General features: G+C 60.2%; 17 protein-coding genes. 5 read left to right on the plus strand and 12 right to left on the minus strand.

Features of this window, described 5'->3' with window-relative positions:
* Window positions 1-86: 86 nt before the first annotated feature.
* Window positions 87-1,697 carry an ATP-binding protein gene (locus PSH91_RS20100; protein WP_047228753.1) on the minus strand — a complete coding sequence of 537 codons (1,611 nt, stop codon included), beginning with the start codon at window positions 1,695-1,697 and terminating at the stop codon, window positions 87-89.
* On the minus strand, window positions 1,694-2,416 hold the full coding sequence (locus PSH91_RS20105) for a response regulator (RefSeq protein ID WP_173406651.1): 723 nt from the start codon (window positions 2,414-2,416) through the stop codon (window positions 1,694-1,696). Before PSH91_RS20105 ends, PSH91_RS20100 begins: the two co-directional genes overlap by 4 nt.
* Before the next feature lie 903 nt (window positions 2,417-3,319).
* Between PSH91_RS20105 and PSH91_RS20110 the strand changes: the two genes are divergently transcribed.
* The gene (locus tag PSH91_RS20110; RefSeq protein WP_047228755.1) at window positions 3,320-6,211 is read left to right on the plus strand and encodes a ribonucleoside-diphosphate reductase subunit alpha; all 2,892 of its coding nucleotides are present in this window, start codon (window positions 3,320-3,322) and stop codon (window positions 6,209-6,211) included.
* A 342-nt stretch (window positions 6,212-6,553) separates the two neighbouring features.
* On the opposite strand, the gene flgE is transcribed toward PSH91_RS20110, so the two are convergent.
* The 6 genes from flgE to PSH91_RS20140 form a co-directional block, all read right to left on the minus strand.
* Window positions 6,554-7,855, minus strand: a complete 1,302-nt coding sequence (gene flgE, locus PSH91_RS20115) for a flagellar hook protein FlgE (RefSeq protein ID WP_047228756.1) — start codon at window positions 7,853-7,855, stop codon at window positions 6,554-6,556.
* 30 nt (window positions 7,856-7,885) lie between these two features.
* Complete coding sequence (flgD, locus tag PSH91_RS20120; RefSeq protein ID WP_047228757.1) at window positions 7,886-8,608, minus strand: flagellar hook assembly protein FlgD; 723 nt, start codon at window positions 8,606-8,608, stop codon at window positions 7,886-7,888.
* A 15-nt stretch (window positions 8,609-8,623) separates the two neighbouring features.
* A complete protein-coding gene (gene flgC / locus PSH91_RS20125) occupies window positions 8,624-9,067 on the minus strand; it encodes a flagellar basal body rod protein FlgC (protein WP_014339780.1) in 444 nt (147 codons plus the stop codon).
* A 3-nt stretch (window positions 9,068-9,070) separates the two neighbouring features.
* Complete coding sequence (gene flgB / locus PSH91_RS20130; protein WP_047228758.1) at window positions 9,071-9,478, minus strand: flagellar basal body rod protein FlgB; 408 nt, start codon at window positions 9,476-9,478, stop codon at window positions 9,071-9,073.
* Between the two features lie 362 nt (window positions 9,479-9,840).
* A complete protein-coding gene (gene cheR / locus PSH91_RS20135) occupies window positions 9,841-10,668 on the minus strand; it encodes a protein-glutamate O-methyltransferase CheR (protein WP_047228759.1) in 828 nt (275 codons plus the stop codon).
* Window positions 10,669-10,721: 53 nt separating this feature from the next.
* Window positions 10,722-11,648, minus strand: coding sequence for a chemotaxis protein CheV (locus PSH91_RS20140; protein WP_047228760.1), 927 nt, complete (start codon window positions 11,646-11,648; stop codon window positions 10,722-10,724).
* Between the two features lie 78 nt (window positions 11,649-11,726).
* Here PSH91_RS20140 and flgA point away from each other — a divergent pair, with 78 nt between their 5' ends.
* The 4 genes from flgA (at window position 11,727) to PSH91_RS20160 (ending at window position 14,330) form a co-directional block, all read left to right on the plus strand.
* The gene (gene flgA, locus PSH91_RS20145) at window positions 11,727-12,491 is read left to right on the plus strand and encodes a flagellar basal body P-ring formation chaperone FlgA (RefSeq protein ID WP_047228761.1); all 765 of its coding nucleotides are present in this window, start codon (window positions 11,727-11,729) and stop codon (window positions 12,489-12,491) included.
* Window positions 12,492-12,663: 172 nt separating this feature from the next.
* Window positions 12,664-12,978 carry a flagellar biosynthesis anti-sigma factor FlgM gene (gene flgM, locus PSH91_RS20150; protein WP_047228762.1) on the plus strand — a complete coding sequence of 105 codons (315 nt, stop codon included), beginning with the start codon at window positions 12,664-12,666 and terminating at the stop codon, window positions 12,976-12,978.
* Window positions 12,979-13,026: 48 nt separating this feature from the next.
* Entirely contained in the window at window positions 13,027-13,494 is a 468-nt protein-coding gene (locus PSH91_RS20155) for a flagella synthesis protein FlgN (protein ID WP_047228763.1), read from the plus strand.
* A gap of 89 nt (window positions 13,495-13,583) precedes the next feature.
* Window positions 13,584-14,330 (plus strand): flagellar brake protein, encoded by a 747-nt coding sequence (locus PSH91_RS20160; RefSeq protein ID WP_047228764.1) that lies wholly within the window; start codon window positions 13,584-13,586, stop codon window positions 14,328-14,330.
* Window positions 14,331-14,392: 62 nt separating this feature from the next.
* On the opposite strand, the gene PSH91_RS20165 is transcribed toward PSH91_RS20160, so the two are convergent.
* The 4 genes from PSH91_RS20165 to PSH91_RS20180 all read right to left on the minus strand — a co-directional run bounded on the left by PSH91_RS20165 (window position 14,393) and on the right by PSH91_RS20180 (window position 19,711).
* Complete coding sequence (locus PSH91_RS20165) at window positions 14,393-15,766, minus strand: MFS transporter (protein ID WP_305466583.1); 1,374 nt, start codon at window positions 15,764-15,766, stop codon at window positions 14,393-14,395.
* Between the two features lie 68 nt (window positions 15,767-15,834).
* Entirely contained in the window at window positions 15,835-17,076 is a 1,242-nt protein-coding gene (locus PSH91_RS20170) for a glutamine synthetase family protein (protein WP_281460141.1), read from the minus strand.
* A gap of 342 nt (window positions 17,077-17,418) precedes the next feature.
* Window positions 17,419-18,111 (minus strand): sensor histidine kinase KdpD, encoded by a 693-nt coding sequence (locus tag PSH91_RS20175; protein WP_047228767.1) that lies wholly within the window; start codon window positions 18,109-18,111, stop codon window positions 17,419-17,421.
* Window positions 18,104-19,711, minus strand: coding sequence for a tetratricopeptide repeat-containing response regulator (locus PSH91_RS20180; protein WP_047228768.1), 1,608 nt, complete (start codon window positions 19,709-19,711; stop codon window positions 18,104-18,106). Before PSH91_RS20180 ends, PSH91_RS20175 begins: the two co-directional genes overlap by 8 nt.
* Window positions 19,712-19,823 lie beyond the last annotated feature (112 nt).

Genomic DNA, 19,823 nt, shown 5'->3' on the forward strand with positions numbered 1-19,823 from the left:
CGCGAGCAGGCTCGCTCCCACAGGAGACTGCATTTCAATGTGGGAGCGAGCCTGCTCGCGATAAGGCCCGCACAGGCGCCACACCTTCAAGACCTGTCCTGATGCCGCGGCCAGCTCAAGCTGAAGCAGGCCCCACCCAGACTCTTGCTCTTGCCGATCAACGCCCGGCCATCGTGCCAGTGGATGATCCGCCGCACGATCGACAACCCCAACCCATGACCACCTGAAGCACGGGCACGGCTGTCGTCCAGGCGCAGGAAGGGCTTGAAGATCCGCTCCCACGCCGCCTCCGGCACGCCGGGCCCGTCGTCCTCGACGTCCACCCGACAACGCAACTGACCCACCTGGTAACTGACCGTCACCCGGGAGCTGGCGTGACGCATCGCATTGCTCACCAGGTTCTGCAGGGCCCGATGCAGGAAGCGCGGCTCGGCCTCGACCCAGGCGCCATCGCAATCAGCGGCAGACAGGCACAGGCCGCGCTCGACCGTAATCCCGGCCCGAAGCGGTCCCAACTCTTCAATGACCTGATTGACCAGCGCATCCAGATCCACGCGCTGGAAGTTCAAGGCCGGCGATCCCTGCTCCAGTCGCGCATAGGTCAGCATCTCGTCCACCAGCCGATCCAGGTCTTCGATGTCGTGATCCATGCCCGCCAGGTATTTGTCCCGGGCCTGGGGCGTGGTAGCGCTGCCGATCATCTCCAGGCCAAAACGCAGGCGCGCCACCGGGGTGCGCAACTCATGGGACACCGCACGCACCAGCTCCCGCTGAATCGCCAACAACTGCTGCAAGTGTTCGGCCATGCCGTTGAACGCGGCGGCCAATCGCCCTACCGAGTCAGCACCGCGAGCCGGCACCCGGGTTTCCAGGCTGCCCTGGGCGATCTGGGTGGCGGCCGATTCCAGACCACGCAGACGCCGCTCCAACTGGCGCACCAACAGGTAAACGATCAGCCCGATCAGGCTCAACCCCAGCGCCGCGATCAGCACCAGCCACTCAGGCGGATAAGGGTTCATCTGGTACAACGGGCCGATTTCCAGCACCCACGGCGTACCGACCATGCCGGCGAACACCCGGATCGAGTCACCGCCCTTGCCCAGCGCCATGACCGTGTCGCCCTCGGCCACGCGCCGACGCTGGTCTTCGTCCATGTCCGCCTGCGTAATGGGCATCAGCCGCAGGTCAAACCCGAAGCCTTTTTCCTGCTTGAGTTGCGCCAGGCGTTCAGGCTGCTCGGCCACCGGGTAACGCACCAACTCATCGGCCAGCAGGTAGATAGTTGCCCGGGCCAGTTGCTCGCTGATCTGACGGACCTCCCCGACCAGCATCAGTTTTTCAGCGTCGCTGACCAGCCGATAAACTTTCGCCGCATGGGGCCCGGTCTGCTCCACCAGGGCCTGGCCGCGCATGACACGGGTGCGCTGGCCGAGATCCAGATCGGTCTGGGCGTAAGTCTGCAACGCCAGGGGAATGCCCAGCAGGCGTTCCCACACCGCCAGGGCCCGGCGTCGCTCGGTGTCGTTCATGGGCCGCAGATTATCGGCCATCAAGGAAAACGTGCCGTGGGCCAGACGCTCGCGGTACTGCTCACTGCGAGTCTGGTTGAGCAAATGCAGGGCCAGCACGCCGAGTACCGCCACCAGCACCAGGGCCGCGCACATGCCGCCGTAAATGCGCAGGAAGATCGAGTTCACGGCGTCGGGTCTACGCAAGCTTCAGGAACGAACAGATAACCCTTACTGCGGATGGTCTTGATCAGCCGTGGATGGTCCGGGTCGTCGCCGATCTTGGGACGGATGCGCGAGATGCGCACGTCGATGGAGCGGTCCTGGCCGTCATAACCGATGCCGCGCAGGGCAGTGAAGATTTCTTCCCGGGACAGGATGCGCCCGGCATTGGACACCAGCAGCCACAACAGATCGAACTCGGCACTGGTCAGCTCGATGCCGTTGTCTTGCAGCCAGGCTTCGCGCAAGGCGTTATCCACCACCAGCGGGCCGAATTGCAGACGCCGTGGTTTTTGCGGCGTGGCCGGTTCCGGTTCGCTGCGTCGCAACAGGGCCTGGACGCGGGCCAAGAGCAGGCGTGGCCGCACCGGTTTGCAGACGTAATCGTCGGCGCCCAGGTCCAGGCCCTGGATCTGATCGGTGTCGTCGGTGCGGGCGGTGAGCATCAGGATCGGCCCGTCGTAATGCTCGCGTACCTTGCGGCAGATGCTCAGGCCGTCCTCGCCGGGCAGCATCAGGTCGAGGATCACCAGGTCCGGCTGCTCGGCAATGATCCGCGCCGCCGCCACCGCACCGTTGCCTTCAATGGCCACGCGCAGGCCGTTGCTTTCCAGGTACTCGCGAGTCAGCTCGGCCAGCCGCTGGTCATCCTCGACGATCAATACCTGCCAGGCTTCTTGTTCCACGGGGGGCCTCGTCTTGTTGTGAGAATAAGGAGGGATCGGCATCTAGATGGGCACTATCAGATGAGCACTTACCTGTGGCGAGGGGATTTATCCCCGCTGGGTCGCGAAGCGGCCCCTGCATTCCGTCTGACACACCATAGCCGCCCGTTTCAGGGCTGCTCCGCAGCCCAGCGGGGATAAATCCCCTCGCCACAGGGTGGTACCCACTTCGAATGCACCTCCCCCATCTTTTTGTCATGTTAAAGGAGGATAAGCATGCCCATGCACGGGCCGATTGTATAAACGCCGGCCCTGCATAAAACAAGCGGACAAATGCGTTCGGTCGCGCGGGACTTGTATGGTAACGTCCGCGCCCGCAAAAACCATCGGGCTGTTTTCGGATCGTTAAAACGATGAAAAAAGGTCCACTCCAGCAAGGTCGCGGCCTACAGAGCTGTTCCACGTTTCGCACACAAATTACGCACAGGCTTATCCACAGGTAGCACGTTGCATTCATCCCCCAAAACGCATTATCTTGTAGCCCGTCGCGTAAAAACCCCTACATGTAGGGTTTTCGACCAAAAACCAAACACAAGTCGGACAGATAATTCAAGCGCTTTTCTTGCCTTTGTCCGACTGAAACACCGCATTCCCCCAAGACCAGACCGCCCCTTGCGGATGGCCATCGTTTCAAGGTCAAAACGACCAGAACGGTACGGGTGTTGCAGTCCATTGCAGGCACCTCTGCAATCCGGTTTCGAGCCCAGGCTCGAAGCCCAGAACTTCGGAAGGAAGCGGTATTCAGGCCTGCTTCCTACTGTCCCGAAGTTGTTATACCCGGCGCCAGTCGGTTGTAGTGCTTCAGGACGGAACGGTGGGCACCGTGATGGTGCCCAAACAAACATAGAGAATGTGGAGACACCCATGCACACCGACACAACTCGCGAGAACCCGCAGGGCACCGCGCCGCTGGCCGCTGATTCGAACTCGGATCTGGCCGCTACCGCGCCTGGCCAGCTGCGTGTGATCAAGCGTAACGGCACTGTCGTTCCTTACACCGATGACAAGATCACCGTCGCCATCACCAAAGCGTTTCTCGCAGTTGAGGGCGGCACCGCCGCCGCTTCGTCGCGCATCCACGACACCGTGGCCCGCCTGACCGAGCAAGTCACCGCAACCTTCAAGCGTCGCATGCCGTCGGGTGGCACCATCCACATCGAAGAAATCCAGGACCAGGTCGAACTGGCCCTGATGCGTGCCGGCGAGCAGAAAGTGGCCCGCGACTATGTGATCTACCGTGATTCGCGCGCCAAGGAACGTGCCACCCGCTCCCCGGCCGACGCACCGGTCCAGGCCCACCCTTCGATCCGCATCGCACGCGCCGACGGCAGCCTCGCGCCGCTGGACATGGGTCGCCTGAACACCATCGTCACCGAAGCCTGCGAAGGCCTGGAAGAAGTCGACGGCGACCTGATCCAGCGCGAAACCCTGAAAAACCTCTATGACGGCGTCGCACTCAAGGACGTCAACACCGCGCTGGTGATGACCGCGCGGACCCTGGTGGAACGCGAGCCGAACTACTCCTTCGTGACCGCCCGCCTGCTGATGGACACCCTGCGTGCCGAAGGCCTGAGCTTTCTGGAAGTCGCCGAGAGCGCGACCCACCACGAGATGGTCGACCTGTACGCCAAGGCCTTGCCGGCCTACGTCGCCAAGGGTATCGAATTCGAATTGCTGAACCCGGTACTGGCCGAGTTCGACCTGGAAAAGCTCGGCAAGGCGATCAACCACGAGCGCGACCAGCAGTTCACTTACCTGGGTCTGCAAACCCTGTACGACCGTTACTTCATCCACAAGGACGGTATCCGTTTCGAACTGCCGCAGATTTTCTTCATGCGCGTGGCCATGGGCCTGGCGATCGAAGAGAAGCAGCGTGAAGACCGTGCCATCGAGTTCTACAACCTGTTGTCGTCCTTCGACTACATGGCCTCGACCCCGACGCTGTTCAACGCCGGCACCCTGCGTCCACAACTGTCGAGCTGCTACCTGACCACCGTACCGGACGACCTGTCGGGCATCTACGGCGCCATCCACGACAACGCCATGCTGTCCAAATTTGCCGGCGGCCTGGGCAACGACTGGACCCCGGTTCGCGCGTTGGGCTCGTACATCAAGGGCACCAACGGCAAATCCCAGGGCGTCGTACCGTTCCTCAAGGTAGTCAACGACACCGCAGTCGCGGTCAACCAGGGTGGCAAGCGCAAGGGCGCGGTGTGTGCCTACCTGGAAACCTGGCACATGGACATCGAAGAGTTCATCGAGCTGCGCAAGAACACCGGTGATGACCGTCGTCGTACCCACGACATGAACACCGCCAACTGGATCCCTGACCTGTTCATGAAGCGCGTCTTCGACGACGGCAAGTGGACCCTGTTCTCGCCATCCGAAGTTCCAGACCTGCACGACCTGACCGGCAAGGCTTTCGAAGAGCGCTACGAGTACTACGAAGCCCTGACCGAGTACAACAAGATCAAGCTGTTCAAAGTCGTCCAGGCCAAAGACCTGTGGCGCAAGATGCTGTCGATGCTGTTCGAAACCGGCCACCCATGGCTGACCTTCAAGGACCCGTGCAACCTGCGCAGCCCGCAGCAGCACGTGGGCGTGGTCCACAGCTCGAACCTGTGCACCGAGATCACCTTGAACACCAACAAGGACGAGATCGCCGTCTGCAACCTGGGCTCGATCAACCTGCCGAACCACATCGTCGATGGCAAGCTGGACACCGCCAAGCTGCAACGCACCGTGAACACCGCTGTGCGCATGCTCGACAACGTGATCGACATCAACTACTACTCGGTGCCGCAGGCGAAGAACTCCAACTTCAAGCACCGTCCGGTCGGCCTGGGCATCATGGGCTTCCAGGACGCCTTGTACCTGCAGCACATCCCGTACGGTTCGGACGCTGCGGTCGAGTTCGCCGACAAGTCCATGGAAGCGGTCAGCTACTACGCGATCCAGGCTTCCTGCGACCTGGCCGACGAGCGCGGCTCGTACGAGACGTTCCAGGGTTCGCTGTGGTCCAAGGGCGTGTTGCCGCTGGACTCGCAACAGATCCTGATCGAGCAGCGTGGCCAGAAGTACATCGACGTTGACCTGAACGAATCCCTGGACTGGGCGCCGGTTCGCGCCCGTGTACAGAAAGGCATCCGTAACTCCAACATCATGGCCATCGCACCGACCGCCACCATCGCCAACATCACTGGCGTGTCGCAGTCGATCGAACCGACCTACCAGAACCTGTATGTGAAATCGAACCTGTCGGGCGAGTTCACCGTGATCAACCCGTACCTGGTTCGCGACCTCAAGGCCCGCGGCCTGTGGGACTCGGTCATGATCAACGACCTGAAGTACTACGATGGTTCGGTGCAGCAGATCGAGCGCATCCCGCAGGAGCTCAAGGAGCTCTACGCCACCGCGTTCGAAGTGGACACCAAGTGGATCGTCGACGCGGCCAGCCGTCGCCAGAAGTGGATCGACCAGGCTCAGTCGCTGAACCTGTACATCGCCGGTGCCTCGGGCAAGAAGCTGGACGTGACCTACCGCATGGCCTGGTACCGTGGTCTGAAAACCACCTACTACCTCCGTGCCCTGGCCGCCACCAGCACCGAGAAGTCGACCATCAACACCGGCAAGCTGAACGCTGTTTCCAGCGGCGGCAACCACGGTGACGATTCGGTCCTGGCGGCTCCAGCCGGCCCGGCACCCGTGCCAAAGGCCTGCGCGATCGATGAGCCGGATTGCGAAGCTTGCCAATAAGCTGAGTGGGTGGGCGCTGCAAGGCGCTTGCTAAAGAAGCCCCCGATAGACCGCTGGTTTATCGGGGGTTTTCTTTTGCCTTGAGAAAAGTAGCGACTGGGCTGACCCCATCGCGAGCAGGCTCGCTCCCACATATGTTCCGGTTCGTTCGCAAGATTTGCGCTCACTGAAAATCCCTGTGGGAGCGGCTTTGGTTCAGCCAGTGACCACATTGGAATGCGTCCACCTGTGGGAGCGAGCCTGCTCGCGATGAGGCCGGGACAGCCACCCCGAAAACACCCACCCACAAAAAAGCCCCTCTTGCGAGGGGCTTCTTGTGCAGCGTTCAGGCAACCATCGATATCAGGCCATCTGAATGATGGTCTGCATGATGGTGCTCTGGGTGGAGATGGTCTTGGCGTTCGCCTGGTAGTTGCTCTGGGCCTTGATCAGCTCGACCAGTTCATTGGTCAGGTTGACGTTGGACTCTTCCAGGGAGTTGGAGACGATCGAACCCAGGGTGCCGGTTTCCGGAGCATCGTAGCCCGGGATACCCGAGGCGAAGGTTTCTTTCCAGCCGCTGCCGCCTACCGGTTGCAGGCCTTGCTCGTTGGTGAAGCTGGCAAGGGCGAGCTGACCGATCGGCTTGGTCTGGTTGTTGCTGAAGTTGGCCAGCAGTACACCGCTACCGTCGATGGTCAGGTTGGTGATCTGGCCAGTGGCGTAGCCGTTCTGGGCAGGAATCGAACGCGCGGTGTCGGCGTTGAACTGGGTGGTGTTGGCCATGGAGACGGTGATAGTCGACGAACCGGCGCCGTTGGCGGTCCACACACCGTTGGTCACGGTGCCAGGCACCCAGCCAGTGAGTACCAGATCGTTGTTGATGGTCGCAGGCGGGGTGCTGACCTGGACCAACTTGCCATTCGAGTCAAAGGTCATCGTCGAAGGAACGGGGGCGTTCGGCGCAACCGGCGCACTGCCATTGAGGTTACGGCCATCGATCAGGGTGTAGACATCCCACGTGTTGGCGCCAGTCTTGACCATGTACTGGTCCATCGAGTGCTGGTTGCCCTGGGTATCGTAGACAGGGGTGGTGAATTGCTTGGTGAACGTGGCGGTATCGGTTGGATCGAATACGTAGGGAGCCGCCTGGGAAATCGGCGTTGCCGTCGAATTCAGGTTAATCGTCGACGAAACCAGGCTGGTCGCTTGCGGCGGCAGGTTGGAAGTGTCGATGCGCAGGTCGGTCAGAATACCGTTGAGGATGTTGCCATTGGCATCCACGCCATAGCCCTGCAAACGCGCAGTGCCATCGCTGTTGGTGATGAAACCTTCCTTGTCGGTCTTGAACGTACCGGCACGGGTGTAGCTCAGGGAACCGTCGTTGCTCAGGACAAAGAAGCCCGAACCCTGGATGCCCATGTCCAGCACGTTGCCGGTGTTGTTGACGTCACCCTGGCTGAACTGCTGGGAGACGTTGGCCAGGCGCACGCCGTTACCGACGGTCTTGGTGCCGCTGCCCAGCCTGGTGGCCGAGTAGACGTCTTCGAATTCCGCACGGGACGATTTGAAACCGGTGGTCGCCACGTTGGCGATGTTGTTGCCGGTCACGTCCAGGTGCTTGTTGGCTGCATAGAGACCGCTAAGGCCGATGTTGAAAGACATGTTGCACTCCTTTTGCCGGTTTAGTCGGCTCTACATACCAATAGTTTGTACTTTGGACAGGGCGATGCTGCCCAGCCCGGCCAGGTTGAGCATCAGCTCACCGCCCGTCTGGCTGATCGTCACGCTGCTGACGGTCGCCGGCAGGTTGGTGATCAGCGACACGGGCTTGTCGTCGATAGTGGTCGAAGCGGTGAAGGTGTAAGTACCCGACTCAAGGGTGGTGCCCGCATCGTTCTTGCCATCCCAGATGAAGGCCGAATTACCGGCATTCTGGCTACCCAGCTCGATCGTACGAACGGTCTTGCCGTCCTTGTCCGCGATTTTGATCGCGAGCGAGGACACCGAGGCTGGTACCACCACCGTGCCGTTGAGGCTCTTGGAGGTATCGACCACAGCCTTGTTACCCGGGGCTATGACCGAACGGCCCACCAGTGACGAGGCTTGCAGGGCCTGGGACGAGTTGTAGTTGCCGGCAATACCGCTCACGGTTTCGTTGAGTGTGGTGATGCCTTCCAGGCTGCTGAATTGCGCCAACTGGGCAACGAACTCGCCGTTATCCTGCGGCTCCAGCGGGTTCTGGTTTTTCAGCTGGGTGACCAGCAATTGCAGGAACGCATCCTTGCCCAGTTCCTTGGAACCGGTAGCCGCATTCGTCGCCGAGGCCAGGCCATCGGTGGTGGTGTTGGTCTTGACCGAGGAGTTGGCCAGAATCTCGTTGAGGCTCAAACCACTGGTGGTGTTGGTGACGCTCATGTGACTCGCCCCTTATCACTGACCGAGGGTCAGGACCTTCTGCATCATGGTTTTGGCGGTGTTCATCATTTCGACGTTGGTCTGGAACGAACGACTGGCGGAAATCATGTCGGCCATTTCTTCAACGACGTTCACGTTCGGGTAATAGACGTAGCCCTTGGCGTCGGCGGCCGGGTGGTTCGGCTCGTAGCGTGCGTCGAGGTTGCTCTGGTCTTCGACCACGCCGAGCACCTGCACACCCTGCCCTGCGGCGTCCTGCTCCTGGAACAGCGAGTCGCTGCCGCCGGATTGGCCGCCCTGGAACATGGTGGCGAACACCGGGTGACGGGCACGGTAGGTCTGGTCGATGCTCGACGACACGGTCTCGGCGTTGGCGATGTTACTGGCGACGGTGTTCAGACGCGTGGTCTGGGCACTCATGGCGCTGCCGGCAATGTTGAATACGCTCGCAATCGACATGACTTACTCTCCGCGCAGGGCCGATACCAGCCCTTTGAATTTGCTATTGAGCAGGGTGAAGCTGGCCTGGAAGTTCACGGAGTTTTCCGTGTAGTTGGACTGTTCCAGTTGAGCGTCCACGGTGTTCTGGTCGATCGAAGGCTGCATCGGCGTGCGGTACATCAGCGACTCATCGGCATTGCCCAGGCCTTCGGCTTCGATGTGACGGCTGTTGGTCATGTTCAGGGCGAAGTGGCCGTTCTTGGCCTTCTCGTTCTGCTCGGCGAGCACTTTGGAGAAGTCCAGGTCCCGAGCCTTGAAGTTCGGGGTGTCGGCGTTGGCGATGTTGTTGGCCAGGACTTCGGCACGCTGGGCGCGGAAGCTCAGGGCCTTTTCGTGGATGCCGAGCGCTTTATCGAAACTGATGCTCATGTTGGAAACCTTCGGGTGACCAGAATTTACGTACGATGGACATAGCAAGCGTCGTGCCACTTTCAAAAAGCCCATAAACCGGGGCTTTGCGGGCATCGGCAAAGCGGCAATGCCAGAAAAGCGGCAATCGGTTTCCGCTGGCTGCCGCTTTTCTGCCGCTTCCACCCAAGCAATGGGGATCAAATGTGGGAGCGAGCTTGCTCGCGATAGCGGTGTGTCAGTCAACATTGATGGCGTCTGCAATACCGCTATCGCGAGCAAGCTCGCTCCCACAGGAGGCTGTGGTGCATTGGAAAAAACCGGCAGGCAAAAAAAACGGGAGCCTTTGCGGACTCCCGTTTTTTTTTGACAACCCAAGCAAATCACTTCGCCTGATAGATGATCCCTGGACTGCACTGCACCATCTGGTAGTGGTCCGGCAAACCGTTCAATGCCTCGGAGGCGCCGAGGAACAGGTAGCCGCCCGGTTTGAGCGTGCTATGGATGCGCAGCAGGATGTCTTTTTTCACTTCGGCAGAGAAGTAGATCAGCACGTTGCGGCAGAACACGATGTCGAACTTGCCCAGGCTGGCGTAGCTGTCCAGCAGGTTGAACGAACGGAACTCCACGCGGCTCTTGATCGGCGCCTTGACCACCCATTTACCCGGCCCTTTGGGGTCGAAGTAGCGTTGCAGGCGATCAGGCGACAGGCCGCGGCCGATGGCCAGGCTGTCGTATTCGCCGGTCTTGCAGTTGTTGAGCATCGTTCCGGACAAATCGGTGGCGACGATTTGCACGCCCATTTTCAGCTGGCCGATATTGGTCCGCTCGAACTCATCGATGGACATCGACAGCGAATAGGGTTCCTGTCCCGACGAACAGGCCGCCGACCAGATCCGCAAGCGTTGCCCCGGACTGGCCTTGATGGCCGCCGGCAGCACCCTGTTCTTCAACACCTCGAACGGATAGGTGTCGCGAAACCACAGGGTTTCGTTGGTGGTCATGGCATCCACCACCATCTCGCGCAACCCACTGCGCGGCTGGGTCTGGATGCGCTGGACCAGTTCGCCCAACGATTTCAGGCCCTGTTGCTCCATCAACTTATTGAGACGGCTCGACACCAGGTATTGCTTGTTTTCACCAAGCAAAATGCCACAGGCTTTTTCCAGGAAGACCCGGAACTGTTCGAAATCCAAATTACCCGTAGACAAAATACCGCCTCTTTCATCGTATTGACTTGCCGGGCGCACAACGCGCCCGACCTTTATTCTGCAGCCTTGATGCGCTCGACTACCCGGGAAGCCAGGTCATCGGGCCGGAACTTGGCCAGGAAATCATCGGCCCCCACCTTCTTGACCATCGCCTGGTTGAAAACACCGGACAACGAGGTGTGCAAGACAATATGCAGCTTTTGCATGCGCGGGTCGTTGCGGATTTCCGACGTCAGGGTGTACCCGTCCATCTCCGGCATTTCAATGTCGGAGATCATCATCAGAAACTCCTCTTCCGGCTTCTTGCCCTCTTCCACCAGCTTGCGCAGGTAATCCAGGGCCTGGCGTCCGTCGTTCAACGCTACCACTTCGACACCGACCGTTTGTAGACAACGGGTCACCTGCTTACGTGCCACCGAAGAATCATCAACCGTCAGGACCCGCAGCGAAATCGCCTTGTGCTGGGTTTCGGCGTCGACCACCCCCACGGAAATCGTTTCCGGGGTCGGTGCCACTTCGGCGAGGATTTTCTCCACGTCGATGATTTCCACCAACTGGTTATCGACCCGGGTCACCGCCGTGAGGTAGTGATCGCGACCGGTGCCCTTGGGCGGCGGATGGATCTCTTCCCAGTTCATGTTGACGATGCGCTCCACCGAGCGCACCAGGAAGCCCTGGGTCTTGGTGTTGTACTCGGTGATGATCACGAACGGATTGCTCTGATCCAGAAGCCGCCCCGAACCGGTCGCCATCGCCAGATCGAGAATCGGGATGGTCGCTCCGCGGATATTGGCCACACCGCACACGACGGGGCTGGACTTGGGCATCAGGGTCAGCTTCGGGCACTGGAGCACCTCGCGGACCTTGAATACGTTGATCCCGTACATCTGTTGGCCGTCGAGACGGAACAACAACAGCTCCAGGCGATTCTGACCGACCAGTTGAGTGCGCTGGTTTACCGAATCCATTACTCCCGCCATGCCCTGACTCCTACCTAACGCTAATGTGTCCGACGCGCATTCATCACTAAACGGCACGGGGCTTGCTATTGAACCGGCATGAACGCACAAACGACATTTTTTCGACGCCTGACCACTCACTGCCGCCACTGGCTCGGTGCACTGTTGGCTGCCTGCCTGCTCGCTTTGGGCGGCCCTGCCTTTGGTGCTGTTCCGGTTACCTTGCCTGATCTCCTTATCGGCGTCACTCAGGGCTTTCTTGAATTCACCGTAGAAGACTACCTGGCAACCAGTCAAACCGAAGGTCGCTACGAAATCGAAGTCAACCAGCTCGACCCGCGCCTGCGCATGCCCATGTGTGACAAGGAATTGACTGCTTCTCTGGAGAGCCCGGCCAGACCACTGGGCCGGGTCACGGTAAAGCTGCGGTGCGACAGCGCCGCGCCCTGGACGGTGTTCGTGCCCGCTCAAGTGCGCCTGTTTCGCGAAATCGTCACCACCACCCGTCCGCTCAAGCGGGCCGGGATCGTCGAGCCTCAGGACGTGACACTGCGTGAACGGGATGTCAGCCAGATCAACCAGGGTTTCCTCACCTCCGTCGATCAGGCCATCGGTCAGAAACTTGTCCGACCAATGGTCGCCGACCAGGTCATTACCCTGGTCCACCTGGAACAAGCCGAAGTGGTGCGCAAGGGCGATCAGGTGGTCATCACCGCCCGCAGCGGGACCCTGGCCGTGCGGATGCCGGGCGAGGCTTTGTCCAACGGCGGCATGCGAGAGCAGATTCGGGTAAAAAACCTTAATTCCCAACGTGTTATCAAGGCGCAGGTAATGGCCCCAGGCCATGTGGAAGTGGCTATGTAGAGATCGGTGGAAATGGGTAGAGAGCTGGCGCTTGCCCACGGTGTTCCCTAGACTGTGCCTTACGCAAAGGCAAGCGCAGACGTGCGCACGTTCATTGAATAAATGAGCCTAAAGTTTTTTTGGGGATGGCCGAAAACATGGCAAGCGTCCAAATACCCAGAGGTTTTTTACCATGGTCATCGATTTCAATCGTTTAAACAGCTCTTCACCGCTAACAGGCACTACGCGCCCTAACGCCAGCAAGGAAACCGTCGAAACCGACAAATCCGCGCCGGCCGAACAAGCCGCCACTGTCAGCAACGGGGAGTCGGTACACCTCAGCAATGAGGCTCAGCAGTTGCAGAAGGTCACTGACAAGCTGCGCGATCAACCTGTCGTCGACAACGCCCGCGTGGCCGAGTTGAAAGCAGCAATCGCCGATGGCAGCTATAAAGTCGACAGCAACCGTGTAGCCAGCAAACTGCTCAACTTCGAAGCCCAGCGCTAGGCCAACGCCTGCGCCAGGCTTTTGGACGCTTAAGACCTAAGGCCAGCCATGCACGACACTAATTTGTTGCAACTGATCACCGACGACTTTGCCCCGGCGCAACAATTGCTGGAGCTATTGCAGGCCGAGTCCCTGGCATTGCACGGTCGCGACATGCCGTCGCTGGAGAATATCCTGGCGCAGAAACAGGCATTGATCATTCTGCTCGATCAGCATGGCCGCAAGCGCAGCGAGATCCTCGCCAGCCTCAACCTGCCCGCCAATCGCGATGGCCTTGAGCAGCTGGCCAGCCAGTCGTCGGTGGGCGATCAACTGTTGTCCCAAAGTGAAGTGCTCAACGACCTGCTCGCTCAATGCCAGGCCGCCAACATTCGCAACGGACAGTCGATCCAGGTTCAGCAAGCCGCCACCGCCAACCAGTTGCGCATTCTCAACGGCGGTGAAATCCCGACGCTCTATGACGCTCGCGGTTCGACCGCCAAGATGGTCAAGCACCGCCCGCTCAGCCAGGCATGAAACGAACAGTGCCGGCGCTCTATCAACGCGCGACACATGCTGGCAAAATGCTGGCTACTCGTCGTATTTTGCCTGGAGATTGACCCACCGTGTTCAATGCCTCAAACGCGGATGATGCTCCGCAGCCGCCCAAGGTCCTCGCCACGCCCCTGGAAATTTCCGGCAACCTGCGGATGCTGCAAGATAGCCATGACCCGCTGATCATCACCTTCCACGAACGCAGCCAGCGCTTCCAGAGCTATCTGGTCGATGTCGACCGGGAGCGTAACGCCCTCGCCCTGGACGAAATGATCCCCCGGGACGGCGAACGCTTCCTGTTGGCGGGCGAGCCGTTTCGTGTCGAGGGTTTCCATGATGGCGTGCGCATCGCGTGGGAAAGCAACGGCCCTTTGACCATCGATGAGTCCAGCGACGGCCGCTGCTATCGCGGCGCCTTGCCTGATGAAGTGGTTTACCACCAACGCCGCAACGCCTTCCGCGCCGCCCTCAAGCTGGCGCAACTGGTAAGCGTCGAGCTGGGCGGTGACAAACTCAAGTCACCGGTTGACGGCAAGCTGCTGGACATTTCCGCCACAGGCTGCAAGTTGCGTTTCGAAGGTGACATTACCGCACGCCTGCAATTGGGCCAGGTCTACGAGCGCTTTATCGCGGCATTGCCCTTCGGCAACATGACCGCACCGGTCGAACTGCGCTATCTGCATTTCGAAGAAAGGATCAACACCACCTTCGCCGGCGTACGTTTCCACAACATCAGCGGCCTGGTGCAACGGCAGGTTGAGCGTTTCGTGTATCAGCTACAGCGCGAAGCCCGTCGTTTCGACAAAGACGACCTCTGATTTTCGACACGTAAAAAAACGGGCAGTCCCTTGCGGTGACTGCCCGTTTTTTTATGACTGGCTCAAGGCCTGGCCTGAGTGAAATCGGGGCTCGACGGCTCGTCGCAGGCCTCTTCGGCGACAACTTCCTCCATGACGGGCTCTTCGTCGGCCGGTTCTTCCGTCGGCACAGGATCGACGTGCATCTGCTCCTGCACCACTTGTTCGTCCACCCGGGGATCGAGGCACGCCACCAGAGGCGAACTCGACATGCTGTCCGGCATTGCCACGTGATGCAGCGGTGCGTCGTCGACCTGATGCAGGTTGGTCACCGCCTTCGGCCGGATTCGCCACACCAGCACCAGGGCGAAGAAGGCAAAAAAGGCATAGAGCATCTGGCTGCCGAACATCTTCATCAGCACCCCCGCTACCAGCGGCCCGATACTGGCGCCAACCCCATAGGTCACCAGCAGCATGGCCGTCAGGGATACCCTTCGATCAGCTTCGACGTGGTCGTTGGAAAACGCCACCGCCAACGGATACAGGCAGAACTGCACCAGCGAACAGAAGAACCCCGCGACGAACAGTACCTCCAACGGCACCGTGGGCAATATCGCCAACGGCAGCGCACAGACTGTCAGCACCAGCGCAAAGCAGCGGATCAGCAGCGCCCGGTCATATCGATCGGAGAGCCAGCCCAGGGGCCACTGAACCAGCAATCCGGCAAAGATGCAGCTACCCATGAACAGACCAACCTGCTCGGTCGACAGCCCCTGCTGAGAAGCGTACAGCGGCGCCAGGCCATAGAACGAACCGACGATCAGCCCCGAGCCCAGCACCGTACTCAATGACTGCGGCACTCGCTTGATGAAAAAGCGCGGCTCCATGGGCGCCGGGTGCAGCGCCGCCGGGTGAATCCGCCGGGTGAGTGTCACCGGCACCAGGCACAAGGCGAAGCACAGCGCCACCAGCATCAGCAACTCAAGCCCCAAGGCCGGGTGCATGACCAGAATCAACTGACCCAGCACCAGGCCCAGGTAGGAAGCGATCATGTAACCACTGAATACCACGCCACGCTGCTTGGCATCGGCCTGCTCGTTGAGCCAGCTCTCGATCACCATGTACTGGCACATCATGCCCAGGCCGACAATTACCCGCAGCACGATCCAGGCCGGCAGCCAATCCACCAGGCCATGGCCCAGCACCGCCGCACCGACAATCCCGGCGCAGGCCGAATAAGCCCGGATGTGCCCGACGCGGGCGATCAGCCGGTGGCCGATCTTGCCCCCCAGCACCAGGCCGAAATAGTTGGCGGCCATCAGCGCACCGACCCACAGGCTGTCGACATTGTCGGCAGCCAGGCGCAAGGCCAGGTAGGTACTCAGCAGGCCCGAGCCGATCAACATCATCAGCGAGGCGAAATACAGCGCTCGAAAAGGTTTCCAGATTTGGCGCATCGGCGTTCCGAGCGGCTCCTTGAGATGAGTACGGGCTATTTAGAAGATAGCCCGAATGCGACGTTGGGTTATGCCTGGGCCGCTAGAACACGCCGCTCCCAGGGAGTAATTTCATCAAAGAAGCTGGTCAGCTCCATGGTCTTCGAAGCGATGTAGCCTTCGATGAACTCCGTACCGAACAGTTCCTTCGCCAGATGACTACGCTTCAGACGTTCCAGGGCTGCATGCAAGGTACATGGCAGCGAAAGATTGTCCGGCACTTGGAATTCGCCCTGGATCGCGGCGCTCGGCTCCAGGCGATTTTCGATGCCATAAAGCCCCGCAGCCAGACTGGCGGCAATCGCCAGATAGGGGTTGGCATCGGCACCCGGCAAGCGATTCTCGACCCGACGGGCCGCTGGCGAACTGGCGGGAATCCGCAACCCGGCCGAACGATTGTCATGGGACCAACAGGCATTGTTCGGTGACGCAAACGGGTGACACAGGCGCTGGTAGGAATTCACGTTCGGCGCGAACAGCGCAGTGAAATCCGCCATGCCAGCCTGTTGCCCGCCGATGAAATGCCGGAACGCCGCCGTCGGCTCGCCCGCTTCATCGCTGAACACATTGCGGCCGCTGTCCAGCTCGACGACGCTCTGATGAATATGCATCGAACTGCCCGGCGTATGGGCCAGGGGCTTGGCCATGCAGACCACGGTCAGGCCGTGCTTGAGGGCAACTTCCTTGAGCAGGTGCTTGAACAGGAACGTCTGGTCGGCCAGCAACAGAGGATCGCCGTGAAGCAGATTGATCTCGAACTGGCTCACGCCCATTTCATGCATGAAGGTGTCGCGGGGCAACCCCAGCGCCGCCATGCATGCATAGACCTCTTTAAAGAACGGTCGCAGGCCATTATTGGAACTGATGCTGAACGCCGAGTGACCGTCTTCACGCCGTCCGTCCAGGCCCACAGGCGGCTGGAACGGCTGGGTCGGGTCCGGGTTGGGGGCGAACACGAAAAATTCCAGCTCGGTCGCCACCACGGGCGCCAGGCCGAGGGCGGCATAACGAGCAATAACCTGTTTGAGCTGACCGCGCGTGGAGAGCCGGGAGCTTTCACCAGTCAGCTCATCAGCGTCGCAAATCGCCAAGGCTCGCGGCTGTTCGCTCCAGGGCAAGCGGTGAATGTGTTTCGGGTCGGCCACCAGCGCCAGGTCGCCGTCGTCGCTGCCATAAAAACGCGACGGCGGATAACCGCCCATGATGCATTGCAACAGCACACCCCGCGCCATCTGCAACCGTCGACCCTCGAGGAAGCCCTCGGCAGTCATCACCTTGCCTCGTGGCACGCCATTCAAATCCGGGGTGACACACTCAATCTCATCAATGCCCGTCAGTCGCTGCGCGAGTGAACACTGGCCATCGGTCGTCATGACGCAATCCTTGTTATGTGCGAGCCGCTAACGGCAACCCGTACAAAATAGGCTTCGGGTGTTCGGAATATCAAGCGGCCCAAGACAATAAACAACAAGCCCTGGAATACTGGGTGGGAGCGAGCCTGCGCGCGATGGCGTCGGGTCAGCCAATGCTGAGTTGACTGATACACCGCTATCGCGAGCAGGCACGCTCCCACAGGGGGGTTGTGTCGACTGATTTATGAGTGCCGGGCAGGCTCAGGGCAGATAAATCCGGAACACGCCCCCGCCCAACGCGCCGCCATTGGCAATCTCGGTACGCCCGCACAGGCCGCCACGCTGATGCAACCCGGCAATCCGCGCGGCGAAGTACAAGCCCAGTCCGGTGCTACCGCTGCTGTGATTGATGCCCTGCACATACTCGGCCTGACGCTCGATCATCTCGGCCGGGTAGCCTTCGCCGTCGTCATTGATGGTCAGCACCAGTTGCCCGGCCTCGTCGCTCGCACTGATCAGCAACGCCTGGCGCGCGTGGCGGATGGCATTGTTGATGCTGTTATCGAGCACCGACGCAATCAGCTCACGATCGAAAAAACCCAGGGGGCTCAGCGGGTCGACCTCGTAGGTGACCATGATCCCGCGACTGCGGAACACATCCTGATGACCGGCCAGTTGCGCCTCGATAAAGTCATCCAGCTCGTGATAGGCCGGATGCAGCGGCAACTGGTTGACCCCCAGCTTGTACAACCCCAGCAACTGCACCAACAGGCCATTGAGGTGGGCGAACTCGAACTCCATGACGCCCTGCTCCGAGGTCTGCCGCTCGGATTCGGGCAAACGCTCAAGCCACTGGGTATGAGCCTGCATGAGCAAGGTCAGGGAGTTTTTCATGTCGTGCACGGTAGACGCGATCACCGTGGAAAAATCGAGAGCCTGTTCGCTGTCATTCATCGCCAAATGCCTTGCTTCGCAGTTTCTGATAACGCGCAAAACGCGCATCGGTGTCGGGCATCATGCCCACCAGTTTCAGGCAGGCGCGGCACTCCTGCAGCAGCTCCGACTCCACACTGGTATCGGTGCCATGCAACAGTGACTGCGCCATGTTCAAAGCAATACTGATGTTCTTCGGTTGCATCTTCAGGGCTCGACGGAACAGCTCTCGCGCCTCGGGCAACGCGCCGGTCTTGTAGACGCGCACACCTTCACGGTTCAGCTCGGCGGCGGCATTGCCTTGATTGAGGATATTCGGATCGTCGGTCAACTTGGCGATGCCTTGCATCACCGTCGGATCATCGCCATAGATCTCCGCGCAGTTCTTGAGCATCGACTCGCCGGCGCTGGTCTGACCGAGCATTTGCAACTGCTTGGCCACCAGCAACGCGGCCTCGGCGCTCATGAACTGCTCCATGCCGTCGAGGCGCTGCAAGGCCTGCTCGGTGAGCTTTTCGGCGGTTTCGGCATCGTTGAGCAACAGGCTCGTGGCCTTCATCAACCGCGCACGCACCTGCAACCCAGGATCGTTGAGATTTTCCTTGGCCACGGCGCTGAGGGTGGTGTTGATTTCCAGCCGGGTGCGGGTATCCAGGCCTTTTTCGCTGCCCTTGCTGATCAGTGCATGAGCCAGGCCCAGGTTGCTTTCCGGGTCCTTGAAGCGCGACTGTGCGCCCTGCCCCACCGCTTGGCGATAGGCCTTGGACGCGGTCTCGAAATCTTCGTTGGTCATTGCCAGCTTGCCCAGCAGCGACTGCCGTCGCACCGCCAGTGGCGATAGACGAACCGCCTCTTCCAGCACGTGTTGCGCCTGCTTCGTATCGCCTTCGGCCACCAACACTTCAGCCATGCCGTCATACAACGCCGGCATCATCGGGAATACTTTCAAGGCCTTCTCATAAACATCCTTGGCCTGCCCCACCTGGCCACGCTTGAACAACAACTTCCCCAGCCCCGCATAGGCCCACGGCAAAGGACGGTCAGCCAGGATGGTGTTGTACAGACGCTCAAGGGCTTCATTCTGATTCAGGTCCCGCAGCGCATCGGCCCGATAACGCAGACACAACGGCCCGTAGCGCGGGTCCTGCTTGCACAGGGCGATACAGGCATTGAGCACTTCCATCGGCTTGCCACGATCCAGGGCTTGCAGGATCGGCTTGAGCAGGGTCTTGCGCTGCTCGAGCCGTTCCAGCCGCTGGGCCAGGCCGGAGCGGTTGAACGGTTTGGTCAGGTACGCATCCGGCTCATGCTCCAAGGCACTGAGCACCATCGCCTGGCTGCTTTCAGCCGTCACCATGAGAAACACACTTTCATGGCTGATCAGCTTCTCGACCATCAGGTCTTCCAGCACCTGCTGACCGTTCTTGCGACCGTCGCCCAGGTGATAATCCTGCAAAATAAAGTCATAGCGCTTCTGCGAGCACATGCGCAGCGCCACTTCACCGGTGTCAGCGGTGTCCACGTCCTTGACGCCCAGCTCACGCAACATGGACCGGACGGAACTGCGGAAATCCGAGAAATCATCGACGATCAGAAAACTTTTTTGGTGGTACGCCAGCATCGAGGATGTCCAGGCAAGTAAAAAGATGCACCCAATGGCAAAACAACGAGACGCCGTGTCACCGCCCGGTGTGGCGCGCATTGCTAGCCGTTTTCGCGCGCCGAAACGCGAT

This window comes from Pseudomonas sp. FP1154, from assembly GCF_030687245.1.
Lineage (GTDB): Bacteria > Pseudomonadota > Gammaproteobacteria > Pseudomonadales > Pseudomonadaceae > Aquipseudomonas > Aquipseudomonas rhizophila.

Coding starts and splice junctions, on each gene's coding strand:
- PSH91_RS20175 (WP_047228767.1), bottom strand. CDS start 18,111: ATGAATGACAGCGAACAGGCTCTCGATTTTTCCACGGTGATCGCGTCT.
- PSH91_RS20170 (WP_281460141.1), bottom strand. CDS start 17,076: ATGACTGCCGAGGGCTTCCTCGAGGGTCGACGGTTGCAGATGGCGCGG.
- PSH91_RS20110 (WP_047228755.1), top strand. CDS start 3,320: ATGCACACCGACACAACTCGCGAGAACCCGCAGGGCACCGCGCCGCTG.
- flgB (WP_047228758.1), bottom strand. CDS start 9,478: ATGAGCATCAGTTTCGATAAAGCGCTCGGCATCCACGAAAAGGCCCTG.
- PSH91_RS20165 (WP_305466583.1), bottom strand. CDS start 15,766: ATGCGCCAAATCTGGAAACCTTTTCGAGCGCTGTATTTCGCCTCGCTG.
- flgM (WP_047228762.1), top strand. CDS start 12,664: ATGGTCATCGATTTCAATCGTTTAAACAGCTCTTCACCGCTAACAGGC.
- flgC (WP_014339780.1), bottom strand. CDS start 9,067: ATGTCGATTGCGAGCGTATTCAACATTGCCGGCAGCGCCATGAGTGCC.
- flgE (WP_047228756.1), bottom strand. CDS start 7,855: ATGTCTTTCAACATCGGCCTTAGCGGTCTCTATGCAGCCAACAAGCAC.
- PSH91_RS20140 (WP_047228760.1), bottom strand. CDS start 11,648: ATGGCGGGAGTAATGGATTCGGTAAACCAGCGCACTCAACTGGTCGGT.
- PSH91_RS20155 (WP_047228763.1), top strand. CDS start 13,027: ATGCACGACACTAATTTGTTGCAACTGATCACCGACGACTTTGCCCCG.
- flgA (WP_047228761.1), top strand. CDS start 11,727: ATGAACGCACAAACGACATTTTTTCGACGCCTGACCACTCACTGCCGC.
- flgD (WP_047228757.1), bottom strand. CDS start 8,608: ATGAGCGTCACCAACACCACCAGTGGTTTGAGCCTCAACGAGATTCTG.
- PSH91_RS20180 (WP_047228768.1), bottom strand. CDS start 19,711: ATGCTGGCGTACCACCAAAAAAGTTTTCTGATCGTCGATGATTTCTCG.